Source organism: Mesorhizobium sp. WSM4871 (genome assembly GCF_055811295.1).
Genome location: NZ_JBVVPU010000004.1, coordinates 400704 through 414519, shown reverse-complemented (window position 1 = coordinate 414519; position 13816 = coordinate 400704). Strand labels below are relative to the sequence as shown.

Below are 13816 nucleotides of genomic sequence, written 5' to 3'. Positions count from 1 at the left end.
CCGGCTGCGCTTGATGGTGAAATTCCGCAAGCCGCGCTTGCGATCCAGCCGTCAGCTGACCCTGCCGGAGCTAGCTTCCGGTAGCGGGCTTTGCCCTGACGTTCTTCAGCGCGGTGAGAAGGTAGTCCTGCATCGTCGCCTGAAGGTTTGTCGTGGCGGCGCGCACCGCCGTCATCGCATCCTTCACCGCGGCTTCGTCGAAGGGCGTCGCCTTCTGCGCCGCCGCCAGATTGGCGCGCGCGGTGCGCAGTTCGCGCATCGCCTGAAAGGTGCGCGCCCGGTTGTCGCGCAGGATGCCGCGGAACTCCTTCCTGACCGCTGGCGAATAGTTGCCCGCGATCTCCGATATCAGCATGCGCGCCGCCCCTCCCTGCCGTAGCCCATGCGCCGCATAGCCGATCAGGAAGAAGTTGACGGCGAGCGACAGGCCGAGCAACACCAGCGTTGCCGTCCATATCCAGGAACGTTTCGTCAAAGCGAATCCTCCTCTGTCGGATCGGCTCCCATGCCTGGCTCGTCCAGGATGCCAGACCCGCCGTCGTCGGTCAGACGCGCGCCGGAGGCCAGCGCCAGAAGCTCCGAATCCTGCAGGTCGTCCTGCTGGCGCGCCACCTGGTAGCCCACCACGGTCACCGCCAGGAGCGCGGCCGCGGCGCAGGCCGCCAGCCCCGCCGGAGCCAGGAAGAAGCGCGGCAGGAAGGATGACCGTGTCCTGTCGCTGTCGATGCGGTCCAGCACCTTGCGCGCCAACGCCTGGTCGTCGCCCTCGACCAGCGACGCCTCGAGCACGAGACGGTCGAGCGCGGTGTCGGGATCGTCGTGGAGCCCCGCCTCGTCCGCCATGAAGGCCCGCGCCTCCTGCCGCAAGGGAGCCGGCCATCTCTCGACGGTGTCGCCGAACCGGCGCTTATTTCGTTCGAACTCGTCCCGCGTCATGAGGACTTCCTTTCACGGCCCGCGGCCGCCATTGCCAGATGATCCCGCAGCGCCCGCCGCCCGCGCACAAGCAATTGCTCGGCCGATCCGGCGCTGCCGCCCATAATTTCGGCGATTGCCGCGATGTCGAGGTCGCCCACGGCCCTGAGCAGCACAGCCATGCGCTGCCGTTCCGGCAGGCGCGACAAGCCATCGCGCACGATCGCCAACTCCTGCCGCGCAGCGGTCGTCGCTTCGGCATCGGCTTCCAGCGAGGGCACCTCGTCCCTGACATCGTCGAGCCAAATGAAGCTGCGCAGCGCCCGCCGCCGGCGCTGGTCGATGCAGCGATTGGCGGTGATCCTGTAGAGCCAGGTCGAGGCACGCCCCCGGGCGGGATCGAACCGCGCGGCCTGCTTCCAGACGGTCACGAACACCTCCTGCACCAAATCCTCGGCATCGCCTTCATTGCCGAGATAGCGGGCGGCAAACACCCGCAAACCCCGACCATGACGGGCGATGAGTTCGGACAGCGCGCCTTGGTTGCCCGCCGCCACGCGCGCCAGCAATTCGTCGTCCTCACGGGCCTTCTCATGCTGCACTGCGACGGGCACCAACTGGCGAAGCTCCTGAACGTCAACGGCGCCAGCGGCGGAATCCGTAGACCGTCTTGCCGTTCGGCCCGGTGAAAGAGCCGGCCGAGCGGCCGTGGAACGGCCCACGCGCCGACACCCGCTTTCCGGAGAAGAACTGCCCGTCCGGCCCAGTGCCAGAATAGCTTCTGGAGCAGCGGTCAACAACGCCTGCCATGCATTTGGATGTGGAGGTATAGGTGCCGCCATTGGGGCCGGTGCGCGTGGTCGAACCGGTATAGACGCCGCCATCGCCGGTGACGCTGCGGCCGATCTCGCCACCATGCGCGGTCGGCCGTTTCCATTCCTCGGCCGCAGCCGGCGCGGGCGTTGACGCTACAAGTATCGCGCCAACGCAGAATAGGTGAATCTTCGCTGAAGAAAGCATGTCGTACTCCTTGATTTTGCTTGGAAAAGACCAAGGCATGTCGCCGGAAAGGCCGAGCCCTTGTCGAACAAGGGTGGCGATGGGGATCGTCAGCCGGCGCGATCGGCGAAGAGCTTGCGGATGACGGCGATCTCGTCCGCTGAAAGCCTGCCGTCGCCATTGCGGTCGGCGAGGTAGAACAGCGGCATGCGGCTGCGGAACTCGTCCTCCGAGACCTTGCCGTCGCCATTCGTATCCATGCGCCGCCAGCGCGTGCCGAGCATGGCCTGCGCGGCGTCGGCGCGATCCATGATGGCATCGCGCGCGCCTTCGATTTCCTTCTCGTCGATGACGCCGTCGCCATTGCGATCGAGCTTCTTGAAGGCGTGCTCGCGGGCGTCGGTCATCTCGTCCTTCGAAACGGCGCCGTCGCCATTGGTGTCGACGCGTTGCAGGATGTGCTTGCCTGCGTCTTTGCCCGGCATGTCCTGGGCCTGCGCGGCGCAAAGCGGTGCAAGCCCCAGAAGCAGGGTCGCAACAAGTGCTGGACGTTTCATGATGGTGGTCCTTTCGCTGTCATCGGTCGCCCTGTCGTTGGCAACTGCTGACCGATACGCAGGAAGGACTTCGCCCCTACGCTCGCCGGCGAAAAATTCTCGCTCAAAGCGGCTCGTGCTGATGGTCCAACATCGGTTCCGCAAAGATTTCCGGTGCTGAGGTCTAATCGAACGAACTGAGTATTTGCAGGATCACCAACAACAGCGCAAAGCCCAGAACAGCCGCAAAGACCGCCACCATGAAGATGACACGTTGCTTCCTGTGCATGGCTTCCCCCCGAAAGCGAGCCCCCTGCACACACGAGCGCCATTCTGAGAAAGTTGCCGGACGCACTGCCTTGCGCGAAAGGAATCGTTAGCCAGCGTGCTCGTGCTCGAGCGCGGTCACATCATTCGTTCGGCCGATGCAGGAACATTAGTCGCATCTAATAATTATCCCTGAGCAGCGGAATCTTCGGATTCCCCTGCGGATCGGGCTGCAACCCGATCGGCCCGCGCCCTCGCCAGAGCGCGGGCCTTCATTTATTTTGCCGATGCGCGAAGCGGCGGCGACCGCGGATTGAACACCCACGGGAGCATCAGTTGCAAACGTAGCTGCCGTGGCGCGCCCAGGGCAACGCACACTTTTGCAGACATTCATTGGGAAATTGCGCAAAACAAGGAGATAGCGCGGTCCGGCGTTTCCGCGAAACGATGACCGATTTAGAGGGCCTGCCCCCATTGCAGCAACAGGAATGCGGCCACACCCGCTACTGCGATGGCGTAGACAATGTAGAGAACAAGGATCGACACTTCCAGATCATGGAAAAAGCTCATTGCGAGCCTGATCTGTTGAGGCTCGACTTTCTCTACGGTATCGGCTTCCTCAACGGGGTCGCCTGCTTTGACGAGCTCGGCGTCTGGTTGCTCAACCCTGGCAACGACAAAAGAAATCGTATCGTTCTCGGCTGCTTCCAGTATCCGGTCCTTGACGGCAATCATTGGATCCTCTGCCAGCTGAGCTGCCGTCAGCCAGTGTTCAGCAACGCTCCGGATCTCATGTTTACCCATGCATGGTAATCGCATCGTTAAGATTAGGTTCCACTAAACTACAATTCCGGTTAGTCGGCGTCCTTCGAACACAGGGCGCTGTCAACACTATCGCGTGTCATGATGCCGCCTTGGTCACCGTTGGCAGGTCGCAATGTCAAAGCAGACTCACATAGCGGACGTGGCGCCGATGTCGTCGGTGCCGACCGTGTATGACGAAGGCTGCATGCTGACCTATATTCGGCTGCTCGATGCTTCAGCCGACGGAGCAGACTGGCGCGAGGTTGCCCAGGCCGTTCTGCACATCGACCCGATCCGGGAACCCGAGAGGGCATTCCGGGCCTGGGCGACGCATCTGGCTCGCGCCCGCTGGATGACGGCCAACGGCATTCGACACCTTGCCGGCAGTGCGCCCCACTAAGTCCCGCCAACTATGCGTGCCCCCGGCCGTCCGGCGGTTCGCTCATCCATGAAAAAATGCCACATGGCTGCGTAGGGGCAGGCAAGGTGCTGCGTACAAGGTTTTGCAAGGGCGCCCGTGGCGGGTCCCCGACCAAGACTGGAGACCAGCATGAAAAAGATCGCCCTGGCCTGCGCGGGCCTGCTGCTTGGGGCAAATGGCGCTTTGGCGGCGGACGGGTCCGGAGCAAGGCAATTCTTCCAGCGCATCGACACGAACGGAGACCGGATTCTCGAATTCGGTGAGATCCAGGCTGTGCGGGCGCAGATGTTCGACCGGATGGATGCCAATCACAACGGCCTGCTCGATCCGGGCGAGGTGCGCGACGCCCTGGAGCAGGTGAAATCAAGACGCGATTTCCGCAGCGCGCAGGTCGCGGACTTCAAGACACAGGCCGACCGCATGGATCGCAACGGCGACGGAAGAATTTCGCGCGACGAGTTTGCGGGCTTCATTCCCGACCGGCTGCTGCGGGCGGACAAGAACGGTGACCGCGCGCTCTCCATCTCCGAATTGCGGGCGCTCAGGCGTCGCTGACCAGCACCCTTCGACATCAAGAGGACAACACGATGAAACAGACAATCACAGCGTTCTGCGCATTGATGCTCGGCGCTTCGGCTCTTGCTTCGCCGGCCAGCGCCTTGCCGATCATGCCCGCTTCCAGCCCGACATCGGCTGCAGCCACGCCTGAGCCCGTCCGCTACCGGCGCGGCTTGTACGTCGTCGGCGGCGCCTATTACTACAATGGCTACCGAGGCTATGTGCGCTTGCGGCCCGGCTATCGCTACTACAATGGCTATTGGTTCCCCGCTGCGGCTTTCGCCACAGGCGTCGCGGTCGCGACTGTCGCTCCGCCACCGCGCCCTGCGGCCCGGCTGGCCGCCGCCCATGTCCGCTGGTGCTACGACCGCTATGTCTCGTACCGCGCCTGGGACAACAGTTACCAGCCCTATTCCGGCCCTCGCCGGCAGTGCTGGTCGCCCTATAGTTGAGTTGACGGGGCGCCGGGTCGGCGACCGAGCGCCCCGGACGGCCACGGCTGGACCTTCTCGCAATCGATCGTCGATATTGCGCCGAAGGACCGGGGCATTGTTCAAGATGTCCATTACGATTGAGCAGCCTCTAATCGGTTGTGGACGGGGGCTGCAGCGCTCCGAGGCCATTCCGATGATACCGCTCGACACATGAGGTGTTTACCACTTCTGCTGCGACCCCTTGGTTTTTGTATCCGTCGCGCTATTCTCCAGATGTAGACCTTGTCTCGCTCAAAGGTGATTGGAGGGTTTCTATGGATCGGCGACTATTTCTGACAGGAATGTTTGGCATTGCAGGGGCGGCGGCGCTCGCGAGCGCGGTTCGGCCCGTCAACGCGGTGGCCGGCGTTCCAGCCGCCAGAAGCGGCATCCTCGATGAACTCGAGGCGCAGGATAAGGAAGTATTCGAGGACGGCGACGCTCAGGCGGAATTGGAACCGATCCGCCATCGGCCGGGACACTGGCCAGGGCGCAGGCGCCGGCGCAGGCGGCGCGTCTGGAGACGGGTCTGCCGTCGCTATTGGCGTCACGGCCGGTGGCGTCGCCGGTGCTATCGTGAGCGTGCCTGGGTCTGGTACTGGGTGTATTAACCAGTTGTGCTGAAAACCCCGGAGGTCTCTCCGCCGGGGTTTTCGTCAGGATCCCTCGATGGATGTCGGCAGCGATTTCTCGGCCTACGGCCGCATCCTAAAGCAAGAGTTGTTACCATTTTCGCGAGAACGGTAACAACTCCCGTCGCGTTTGCGGACGGTAGCCATATACACCGCACGCACGGCTCTTGCGTCTTGCCCGCCAATTGGCCATCCTCGCCCGCGCGCTTCTTGCGCTGTGGCCGGGGGGCTCGCACATGCCGACGCTTTATGCGCTGAAACCGGCCTTCCAGGCCAAGCTGCGGCCGCTTGCCGACCGGCTGGCACGGGCCGGCGTCACAGCCAACCAGATCACCCTTCTCGCCGCCGCTCTTTCGGTCGCCACGGGCCTTGTCGTTGCAAGGTTTGCCGGCCATTCCCCGGTCTTCCTGCTGATGCCTGTGGTGCTGTTCGTCCGCATGGCGCTCAACGCCATCGACGGGATGCTCGCGCGGGAACACGGCCAGGCCTCGAAGCTCGGCATGTACCTCAACGAACTCTGCGACATCGTCTCGGATCTGGCTTTGATCCTGGCTTTTGCCGCCGTTTTCCCGGCCTGGGGCGTCGTCGCTTTCGCCATCACGGCGATCATAGCGGAATATGCCGGCGTGCTCGGCGTGGCTGCCGGGTCCGGCCGCAATTATGCCGGGCCTTTCGGCAAGAGCGACCGGGCGCTGGCGCTCGGCGTCATCGGCATCCTGATCGCCTGCGGCCTGTGGGTCGAGGCGATTGCGCCGTTTGTGTTTCCGGCCATGGCTACACTGTCGCTGGCGACCGCCATCAACCGGATACGCAGCGGCCTTAGGGGGAGCGGCGGCTGATGAGCAGCCTCGGGGGAACCGCCATGCTTCACCAACACAACATTACCGCCGCGCCGGCGGGACTTGAGCGCGTGGCCGAGGAGCGGACCTTCAGGAGCCACGACGGCACCGAGATCTTCTACCGCTATTGGCCGGCCGTCGGCGAACCCGCCAGGGGCGCCATCCTCCTGTTCCATCGCGGCCACGAGCATGGCGGCCGCATGGCGCATCTGGTCGATGAACTGGCGATGCCCGGCCATGCCTTCTACGCCTGGGACGCGCGTGGCAATGGCCGCTCGGCCGGCGAACGCGGCTATGCGCCTTCCTTTGCGGCCTTGGTGCGCGACATCGACTGTTTCGTGCGCGAGATCGCCAGGGATGGGTTTGGCCACAGCGATATCGCCTTGATCGCGCAGTCCTTCGGCGCCGTGCTCGCCGCCGCCTGGGTGCATGACTATGCGCCCGATATCCGCGCGCTGGTGGTGGCCTCGCCCGCCTTTTCGGTCAAGCTCTACGTGCCCTTCGCCAAGGAAGGCATTGCGCTGTGGCAGAAGCTCAAGGGCCGCTTCTTCGTCAATTCCTATGTCAAGGCCAAGTTCCTGACGCATGACCCGGAGCGCATCGCCTCCTTCGAAGCCGACCCGCTGATCACCCGGCCGATCGCCTCCAACATCCTGGTCGAGCTCTACGATCACGCCGCGCGCATCGTTGCCGACGCCCGCGCCATCACCGTGCCGACGCAGCTTTTGATCTCCGGAGCCGACTGGGTGGTGCGGCACGGACCGCAGCATGAGTTCTTCGTCAATCTGGCGAGCCCAGCCAAGGAGCGGCACGTGCTGCCCGGCTTCTTCCACGACACGCTGGGCGAGCGCGACCGCGGCCAGGCGCTCGAGCTGATCCGGCCGTTCCTCGAAAGACAGTTCGCGGCGCCGGAAAAGCCGGTCGATCTCACCGGCGCCGACCGCGCCGGCTACACGCGCGACGAGGCCGACCGGCTGGCTTCGCCGCTGCCGCTGCTGTCGCCCAGGGGTCTTTACTGGGCGATGAGCCGCGCCTCGATCCGGATGGGCGCCTGGCTGTCGTCGGGTCTGAAGACCGGGATCGCCACCGGCTTCGATTCCGGCTCGACGCTCGATTATGTCTACGAGAACGTCGCGCGGGGTCACACTGCGCTCGGCCGCAGTATCGACCGCATCTTTCTCGACGCCATCGGCTGGCGCGGCATCCGCCAGCGCAAGCTTCATCTGGAAGAGCTGATCGGCAATGCGGTCGCCGCGCTGAAGGCCACTGGGCGGCCGGTGCACATCGTCGACATCGCCGCCGGCCACGGCCGCTACGTGCTCGACGCCGTCGCCAAGTGCGCCGATCCGCCGGACAGCGTGCGGCTGCAGGATTATTCCGACCTCAACGTGTCGCTCGGCCAGAAGCTGATCGCCGACCGCAAGCTGCCGGGAACCGTCTCGTTCCATCGGGCCGACGCCTTCGACGCCAAAATGCTTGCAGGGTTCGATCCGGCGCCGGACCTTGCCATTGTCTCCGGGCTTTACGAATTGTTTGCCGACAACGCCATGATCGCCTGGTCGCTTGCTGGGCTGGCCAAGGCGATGCAGCCCGGCGGCCTCATCGTCTACACCAACCAGCCCTGGCACCCCCAGCTCGAAATGATCGCGCGCAGCCTGACCTCGCATCGCGGCGGCCAGGCCTGGGTGATGCGCCGGCGCACGCAGGGCGAGATGGACCAGCTGGTGGCTGCCGCCGGCTTCGAGAAGATCGACCAGCGCATCGACCAGTGGGGCATCTTCACCGTCTCGGTCGCACGGCGCGTCTGAGCATGGCCGTGCCTGCCGCAGACCCTGCCCTGTCGGTACCGGTGCGCGAGCCTTATGCCGGCGTCGTGCTGCGGGCAGCGCTGTGGCTCGCCTTTCTGGCGCCGTTCTTCTATTCCACCTACGGCTTCGCCAACTGGCTGGCATCGCGGCGCGACCATGTCGGCGGCATCGTCTTCGGCTGGGAACATTTTATACCGTTCATGGCATGGACGATCGTGCCTTACTGGTCGATCAACCTTTTCTACGGCCTGTCGCTGCTGCTCAACGATACCAAGAGCGGCGTCGACCGGCTCGCCGGCCGCTACCTCACCGCGCAGATCGTCGCTGTCACCTGCTTCATCGCGTTCCCGTTGACCGCGACCTTCGTGCGGCCGCAAACATCGGGCCTGCCGGGCTTCCTGTTCGCGGTGCTTGGCGGCTTCGACAAACCGTTCAACCAGGCGCCGTCACTGCACATCGCGTTGCTGGTGATCATCTGGGATCATTGGCGCCTAAAACTGGGCGGCATGACCCGGACGGTTTGGCACGGCTGGTGTTTCCTGATCGGCGCCTCGGTGCTGACAACCTGGCAGCATCACTTCATCGACATCCCCACCGGCGCGCTGCTTGGGTTTTTTGCGCTGTGGCTGTTTCCGGCCAAGGGCGAATTGCCGTTCGCCGGCTTTCGGCGGACCGCCGATCCAAGGGCCAGGCGGCTGGCGCGGCTCTATGCGCTGGGCGCGGTGCTGGCGCTGGCAGGCGCGGCTGCCGGCGCCTTCGTCTCGGCGCTGTGGCTCGTCCTGCTATGGCCGGCGCTGGCGCTGGCCATCGTCGCCTTCGCCTATGCCGGGGCCGGGACCAAAGTGTTCCAGAAGGCCGCCGGCGGCAGCGTTTCGCTGGCGAGCCGCATCCTGCTTTGGCCATACCGGCTCGGCGCCAGGATCAACCTGTGGGCATGGACCCGCAAGCTTGCGCCTGACATCGCGGTGGCCGACGGTGTCTCGCTCGGCCGCTTTCCGACAGCGGCCGAAGCTGACGCCTTCGGCGCGGTGATCGACCTTGCCGGCGAATTGGCAAGGCCGCGCGGCACCACCTGCCGCTGGACCAGTATTCCCACGCTCGACCTTCTGCCGCCGTCGCGCGACAGGCTCGCGGAGGCAGTGGCGGCGGTCGAGAACGCGCGCCGCCAAGGCACCGTGCTGGTTTGCTGCGCGCTCGGCTTCCAGCGCAGTGCCGGCGTCGTCGCCGCATGGCTGGTCGCCACCGGCCGTTCGCACACGCCGGCGCAGGCACGAAATAAACTGGCCGCATCGGGCCGTACGGTGCATCTTCGGATCGAGTCGGACGAACCGGCATGAGTGGCAAGACCCATCAGGACAGAGCCACGGCATTCGCCGCCGGGCTGATGGTGCAGGCGACATGGCCGGTACTGCTGATCGCGGTCGCCGTGATGGCAGCACCTGTCATTGGCGGTGTGGCCGCGCCACAGGCGACGCCAGTGTCGGTGGCGGCCTGGCTGATCGCGGCAGCGAGCGCGGCGACCACCCTCGCCTATTTTGTCTTGCTTCTCTTCGACGCGCTGCTGTTCCGGCTGATGGCGAGCCATGCCAGCGAGACCGCCGGCGGTGCAGCGGTCGACGATGTGCTGGCGCGCATGCGGCTGAAGCATGCCCCTGCCGCTCAGCGCTCGCTCGAAGAGCGGGTCGCGGGCACGCGCCGCCTGCTACTGAGGCAGCGCATCGCCTTCTGCCTGTTTGCTGCGACGTCGCTCGTCGCGGCATTTGTCTGATCCGTCGATGACGAAGCTCCACATCCGCGCCAACACCTTCACCTTGCTGCAGACCACGACCTCTGTCGGCCTGTCGGCGCTCGCCTGGGCGGTGACCGGCGTCAGGCCGATCTGGAGCGGCAGCGAGCCGTCGCAGCGCCAGCGCATCTACTTCGCCAACCATGCCAGCCACGGCGACTTTATCCTGTTGTCGGCCTGCCTCAGCGAAAAGCAGCGCGCCCGCACCCATGCCGTCGCCGCGGCCGAATATTGGGGCAAGTCGCGGCTGCGCCGCTTTATCGCGCAGGATATGCTGTCCTCCGTGCTCATCCACCGGCAGTGGACCGACGAGGCGCAGAACCCGATCTCCATCATGCTCTCGGTACTCGATGAAGGTCATTCGCTGATCATCTTCCCCGAAGGCACGCGCAACATGACCGACGAAGCGCTGCTGCCGTTCCGCTCCGGCCTCTACAATCTGTCGATGGCGCGGCCCGATGTCGAACTCATCCCCTGCTGGATCGAGAACATGTCGCGGGTGCTGCCCAAGGGCCAGTTCGTGCCGGTGCCGCTGCTTTGTCGGGTCGTCTTCGGTGCGCCGGTGGCCATCGCGCCTGGCGAGGAACGCCGCGCCTTTCTCGATCGCGCCCGCCAGACGCTGCTTGCGCTGAACCCCCGCCCGCCGAAGCAGGATGTGGAAAAGCGGAATCCGGCTATCCGGAAGACATCACGCGACCCTAAGAGCTTAGAGCACCGGTCGCGATCCGATATCCGGCACGACGCGCCAGGAGACGACTAGCCAATATGCCGATGCGCGAAACCCTGATCCTGGTCATCGGCCTCACCGCCGTGCTGACCATCGCCAACCTGATCGCCGGCGTCCTGTCGTGGCGCGCCCCGAAGCCGCTCTCCCCGACGCTGGTCAACCTCAACCAGCGCATCAATGCCTGGTGGGTGATGGTCCTGGCCATCACCGTCGCCATGTTCCTGGGCCGCCGCGCAATGACTATCCTGTTCGCGCTGATCTCGTTTGCGGCGCTACGCGAATTCGTGACGCTGACGCACAGCCGGCGCAGCGATCATTGGGTGCTGCTTGGCATGTTCGGCATCATCATCCCGTTCCAGTACTGGCTGGTGTGGACCGCCTGGTACGGCCTCTTCACCATCTTCATTCCGGTCTATTGCTTCCTGCTGATGCCGGCCATCACCGCGCTGCACGGCGACACCGAGCGCTTTCTCGAACGCGTCTCGGCGCAGCAATGGGCGGTCATGATCTCGGTCTACTGCGTCAGCCATGTGCCGGCGCTGCTGACGCTGGAGGTTCCCGGCTTCGAAGGTCGCAACCTGTTGCTCATCGCCTTCCTGATCATCACCGTGCAAGGCAGCGACGTGCTGCAGTATATCTTCGGCAAGCTGTTCGGCAGACATCTGTTGTCGCCTGATGTCTCGCCCTCAAAGACCTGGGAAGGGCTGATCGGCGGGCTCGCGGCGTCGAGCCTGCTCGGCGCGCTGCTGTCGTTCCTGACACCTTTCTCGGTCGTCCAGGCGGCCGGTGTCGCCTTCATCGCCTGCCTGATGGGCTTCCTCGGCGGGCTGGTGGCGTCGGCCATCAAGCGCGACCAGGGGGTGAAGGACTGGGGCCATCTGATCGAGGGCCATGGCGGCATGATGGACCGCGCCGACAGCCTGGTCTTCGCCGCCCCGGTGTTCTTCCACACAGTGCGCTACTTCTGGACGTGAGGGCGAACGACAGCCTTGCTTGCAGCAGCAGGCGGCGCTTTCTTGGCAGCCGTCGGGCGGCGGCGAATACGGCGCCTGGCAGCGGCTTTCAGTGCAACCGGCGGATCGCTCGACAAGGCGCCCAGCACGGCTTCGACCATGCCATGGGCCACAAAATCGGCATTGATGTCATTGGCCAATTTAGCGGCTGTTTCCTTGTTGGCGGCGCCGTTCTCCGACCAGAACACGATGCCGACCCGCAGCGCCGTTTTGACACGTTTCAGCCGGCGGACCAGGAAACGGGCGTGCTTGACGGAGTCGCGGTTCAGGAATCCGACCACAACCGTGTCGACAGCGTCGAGTTCGAGCCGGCGAATGCTCGCCGGATCCATGTCGGCAAAGCTCGCCTTCGATATCGTTGCGCCCTGGACTTCGAGCACCTGCGCCAGCATGGCGGCGGCGGCATCGTCGAGCTCGCCGCGTCCGCCGGCACACAGCACCGCCATGTCCGTGCCATCAGGCAACTCGATGTCGTCCTCGCCTTCCTGAGCCTCCTTGTCCTTGCGTGAGCCGGCTTCCTCGGCGGCAGCCGGGTCTTCCTCCTCCGCTTCTTCCTGCGCGCTGTCGTCCAGGTTCGCCACCAGCGTCTGCGCACTGGCCGCCACCTGCCGTCTTTGCTCTTCGCCCATCACACCCCGCATGCGGTCCTGCTCGCCGAGCAGAAGTGCCGGAATGGCGACCTTGTCGTAGAATTCGACCAGATATTTTTCTTCCAGAATCTCCTCGGCATGATCCGTGGCTTCATCGGGGTCGCCGGCCAGCAGCCTTTGGTAGAGCCGGGCATGCGGCTCGAGTACGGGTTCGTTGCCGAACAGGACGTCGAGGAATTCGAACTGCGGCACATGCCTGCCGAGCACAACGAGACAGACCGTGAGCGGCGTCGACAGAACCAGACCCAGCGGCCCCCAGAGCCAGGTCCAGAAGATCGCCGCGACAATGATGGCCAAAGGTGAAAGCCCGGTGCGCGAGCCATAGAGCCAAGGTTCGACGACGTTGCCGGTGATCATTTCCATGACCACGAACAGCCCGGCGGTCCACAGCACAAGCGACCAGCCGGGCGCCACGGCCAGCGCCAGGAACAAAGGCAGCAGCGCGCCAATGACCGGGCCGATATAGGGAACGAAGCGCAGTGCCAGCGCCAGCAATCCCCACAGCAGTGCGTTGGGTATGCCCAGAACCCAAAGCCCTAACGCAATCGGCACGGCATAGACGATGTTCACCACCAATTGCATAAGCAGATATCTGCCGACCCGCTTGCCGGCATCCTGGAGCGCCTCCGTGGTTCGATGAAGATCGCCATACCCGACGAGGCGTATGAAACGATCGCGCAGGTCCTCGCGCTCGAGCAGCATGAAGATCACGACGACGATGATCAGGCCAGCCGATGCCAGCGGGCTGATCAAGGGGCCGATCAGGTTCTGGAGCACTTGGAGCGGCCGTTCGCGCGCGACAATCTCGACAGGCACCGGCACGCGCCCGGGCTCATCCGCGGAGGGCTGTGCGACGTCCTGCCTGTCGAGTTCCTGACCGACGCGTTCGATCACCGTGCTCAGTCTGGCAACGATGCCACCGCCGACGCCGGTTTCCTTCAGGGACCTGACCTTGGTCAGGATATTCGACTGGTAAAGCGGGATGTTCTGCGCCAGTTCGCTGACCTGCGTGGCGACAATGAAGGAGAACAGCGCCAGAACCGTGAAGGCGCCCAGCACGCTGGCGATGACCGCAGGAAGACGGGGAATGCCCACTCGTTTGAGCGCCGAAACCATGGGCGCGAGCGCGAAGGTAAGCAGCAGGGCGATTGCGATCGGCAGAAAAACCTCGCGCCCGAAATAGAGGGCCGCAACCGCCGCCACAACAGTCGCGATGGTGGGCAACGACATGCGCGGAATGGTTCTGGCGGAAGAAACAATGCCCATCAGCCCGGGCTCGGCCGGCTGCATGCCGTTTCGACGATTGGCCGCCACTTGATACCTCCCCTGCCACAGCCATGATCGGGCATCTTGAGCCGGCGTGCAACTTCGCTTCTTCGCGCCGGCGA

16 protein-coding genes are annotated in these 13816 nt (G+C 64.6%); 9 read left to right on the top strand and 7 right to left on the bottom strand.

What is annotated here, in order from left to right; genetic code table 11:
• Positions 1-70: 70 nt before the first annotated feature.
• From AC0L2H_RS11350 to AC0L2H_RS11325, 6 genes are all read right to left on the bottom strand, one after another.
• A complete protein-coding gene (locus tag AC0L2H_RS11350) occupies positions 71-475 on the bottom strand; it encodes a periplasmic heavy metal sensor (protein WP_473590276.1) in 405 nt (134 codons plus the stop codon).
• Positions 472-936 (bottom strand): hypothetical protein, encoded by a 465-nt coding sequence (locus AC0L2H_RS11345; protein WP_473590275.1) that lies wholly within the window; start codon positions 934-936, stop codon positions 472-474. The genes AC0L2H_RS11350 and AC0L2H_RS11345 overlap by 4 nt, the downstream gene beginning before the upstream one ends.
• On the bottom strand, positions 933-1484 hold the full coding sequence (locus tag AC0L2H_RS11340) for an RNA polymerase sigma factor (RefSeq protein WP_473590274.1): 552 nt from the start codon (positions 1482-1484) through the stop codon (positions 933-935). The genes AC0L2H_RS11345 and AC0L2H_RS11340 overlap by 4 nt, the downstream gene beginning before the upstream one ends.
• 67 nt (positions 1485-1551) lie before the next feature.
• On the bottom strand, positions 1552-1935 hold the full coding sequence (locus tag AC0L2H_RS11335) for a hypothetical protein (protein ID WP_473590273.1): 384 nt from the start codon (positions 1933-1935) through the stop codon (positions 1552-1554).
• A gap of 89 nt (positions 1936-2024) precedes the next feature.
• Entirely contained in the window at positions 2025-2471 is a 447-nt protein-coding gene (locus tag AC0L2H_RS11330; protein WP_473590272.1) for an EF-hand domain-containing protein, read from the bottom strand.
• 702 nt (positions 2472-3173) lie between these two features.
• The gene (locus tag AC0L2H_RS11325) at positions 3174-3521 is read right to left on the bottom strand and encodes a hypothetical protein (RefSeq protein ID WP_473590271.1); all 348 of its coding nucleotides are present in this window, start codon (positions 3519-3521) and stop codon (positions 3174-3176) included.
• Between the two features lie 133 nt (positions 3522-3654).
• Here AC0L2H_RS11325 and AC0L2H_RS11320 point away from each other — a divergent pair, with 133 nt between their 5' ends.
• The 9 genes from AC0L2H_RS11320 to AC0L2H_RS11280 all read left to right on the top strand — a co-directional run bounded on the left by AC0L2H_RS11320 (position 3655) and on the right by AC0L2H_RS11280 (position 11739).
• Complete coding sequence (locus AC0L2H_RS11320) at positions 3655-3921, top strand: hypothetical protein (protein ID WP_473590270.1); 267 nt, start codon at positions 3655-3657, stop codon at positions 3919-3921.
• Positions 3922-4071: 150 nt separating this feature from the next.
• Positions 4072-4497 (top strand): EF-hand domain-containing protein, encoded by a 426-nt coding sequence (locus tag AC0L2H_RS11315; RefSeq protein ID WP_473590269.1) that lies wholly within the window; start codon positions 4072-4074, stop codon positions 4495-4497.
• Positions 4498-4529: 32 nt separating this feature from the next.
• Positions 4530-4952 (top strand): BA14K family protein, encoded by a 423-nt coding sequence (locus tag AC0L2H_RS11310; protein ID WP_473590268.1) that lies wholly within the window; start codon positions 4530-4532, stop codon positions 4950-4952.
• Positions 4953-5841: 889 nt separating this feature from the next.
• The gene (locus AC0L2H_RS11305; RefSeq protein ID WP_473590267.1) at positions 5842-6444 is read left to right on the top strand and encodes a CDP-alcohol phosphatidyltransferase family protein; all 603 of its coding nucleotides are present in this window, start codon (positions 5842-5844) and stop codon (positions 6442-6444) included.
• Complete coding sequence (locus AC0L2H_RS11300) at positions 6444-8252, top strand: bifunctional alpha/beta hydrolase/class I SAM-dependent methyltransferase (protein WP_473590266.1); 1809 nt, start codon at positions 6444-6446, stop codon at positions 8250-8252. Before AC0L2H_RS11305 ends, AC0L2H_RS11300 begins: the two co-directional genes overlap by 1 nt.
• 2 nt (positions 8253-8254) lie before the next feature.
• On the top strand, positions 8255-9589 hold the full coding sequence (locus AC0L2H_RS11295; RefSeq protein ID WP_473590265.1) for a phosphatase PAP2/dual specificity phosphatase family protein: 1335 nt from the start codon (positions 8255-8257) through the stop codon (positions 9587-9589).
• Positions 9586-10020 (top strand): hypothetical protein, encoded by a 435-nt coding sequence (locus tag AC0L2H_RS11290; RefSeq protein ID WP_473590264.1) that lies wholly within the window; start codon positions 9586-9588, stop codon positions 10018-10020. The genes AC0L2H_RS11295 and AC0L2H_RS11290 overlap by 4 nt, the downstream gene beginning before the upstream one ends.
• Before the next feature lie 7 nt (positions 10021-10027).
• Positions 10028-10798 (top strand): lysophospholipid acyltransferase family protein, encoded by a 771-nt coding sequence (locus AC0L2H_RS11285; RefSeq protein ID WP_473590263.1) that lies wholly within the window; start codon positions 10028-10030, stop codon positions 10796-10798.
• 11 nt (positions 10799-10809) lie between these two features.
• A complete protein-coding gene (locus AC0L2H_RS11280; protein ID WP_473590377.1) occupies positions 10810-11739 on the top strand; it encodes a phosphatidate cytidylyltransferase in 930 nt (309 codons plus the stop codon).
• Here the strand turns inward: AC0L2H_RS11280 and AC0L2H_RS11275 are convergent.
• On the bottom strand, positions 11724-13742 hold the full coding sequence (locus AC0L2H_RS11275; protein WP_473590262.1) for an AI-2E family transporter: 2019 nt from the start codon (positions 13740-13742) through the stop codon (positions 11724-11726). The two genes, AC0L2H_RS11280 and AC0L2H_RS11275, sit on opposite strands and share 16 nt — an antisense overlap.
• Positions 13743-13816 lie beyond the last annotated feature (74 nt).

Coding starts and splice junctions, on each gene's coding strand:
- AC0L2H_RS11345 (WP_473590275.1), bottom strand. CDS start 936: ATGACGCGGGACGAGTTCGAACGAAATAAGCGCCGGTTCGGCGACACC.
- AC0L2H_RS11335 (WP_473590273.1), bottom strand. CDS start 1,935: ATGCTTTCTTCAGCGAAGATTCACCTATTCTGCGTTGGCGCGATACTT.
- AC0L2H_RS11330 (WP_473590272.1), bottom strand. CDS start 2,471: ATGAAACGTCCAGCACTTGTTGCGACCCTGCTTCTGGGGCTTGCACCG.
- AC0L2H_RS11325 (WP_473590271.1), bottom strand. CDS start 3,521: ATGGGTAAACATGAGATCCGGAGCGTTGCTGAACACTGGCTGACGGCA.
- AC0L2H_RS11320 (WP_473590270.1), top strand. CDS start 3,655: ATGTCAAAGCAGACTCACATAGCGGACGTGGCGCCGATGTCGTCGGTG.
- AC0L2H_RS11315 (WP_473590269.1), top strand. CDS start 4,072: ATGAAAAAGATCGCCCTGGCCTGCGCGGGCCTGCTGCTTGGGGCAAAT.
- AC0L2H_RS11310 (WP_473590268.1), top strand. CDS start 4,530: ATGAAACAGACAATCACAGCGTTCTGCGCATTGATGCTCGGCGCTTCG.
- AC0L2H_RS11305 (WP_473590267.1), top strand. CDS start 5,842: ATGCCGACGCTTTATGCGCTGAAACCGGCCTTCCAGGCCAAGCTGCGG.
- AC0L2H_RS11300 (WP_473590266.1), top strand. CDS start 6,444: ATGAGCAGCCTCGGGGGAACCGCCATGCTTCACCAACACAACATTACC.
- AC0L2H_RS11295 (WP_473590265.1), top strand. CDS start 8,255: ATGGCCGTGCCTGCCGCAGACCCTGCCCTGTCGGTACCGGTGCGCGAG.
- AC0L2H_RS11290 (WP_473590264.1), top strand. CDS start 9,586: ATGAGTGGCAAGACCCATCAGGACAGAGCCACGGCATTCGCCGCCGGG.
- AC0L2H_RS11285 (WP_473590263.1), top strand. CDS start 10,028: ATGACGAAGCTCCACATCCGCGCCAACACCTTCACCTTGCTGCAGACC.
- AC0L2H_RS11280 (WP_473590377.1), top strand. CDS start 10,810: ATGCGCGAAACCCTGATCCTGGTCATCGGCCTCACCGCCGTGCTGACC.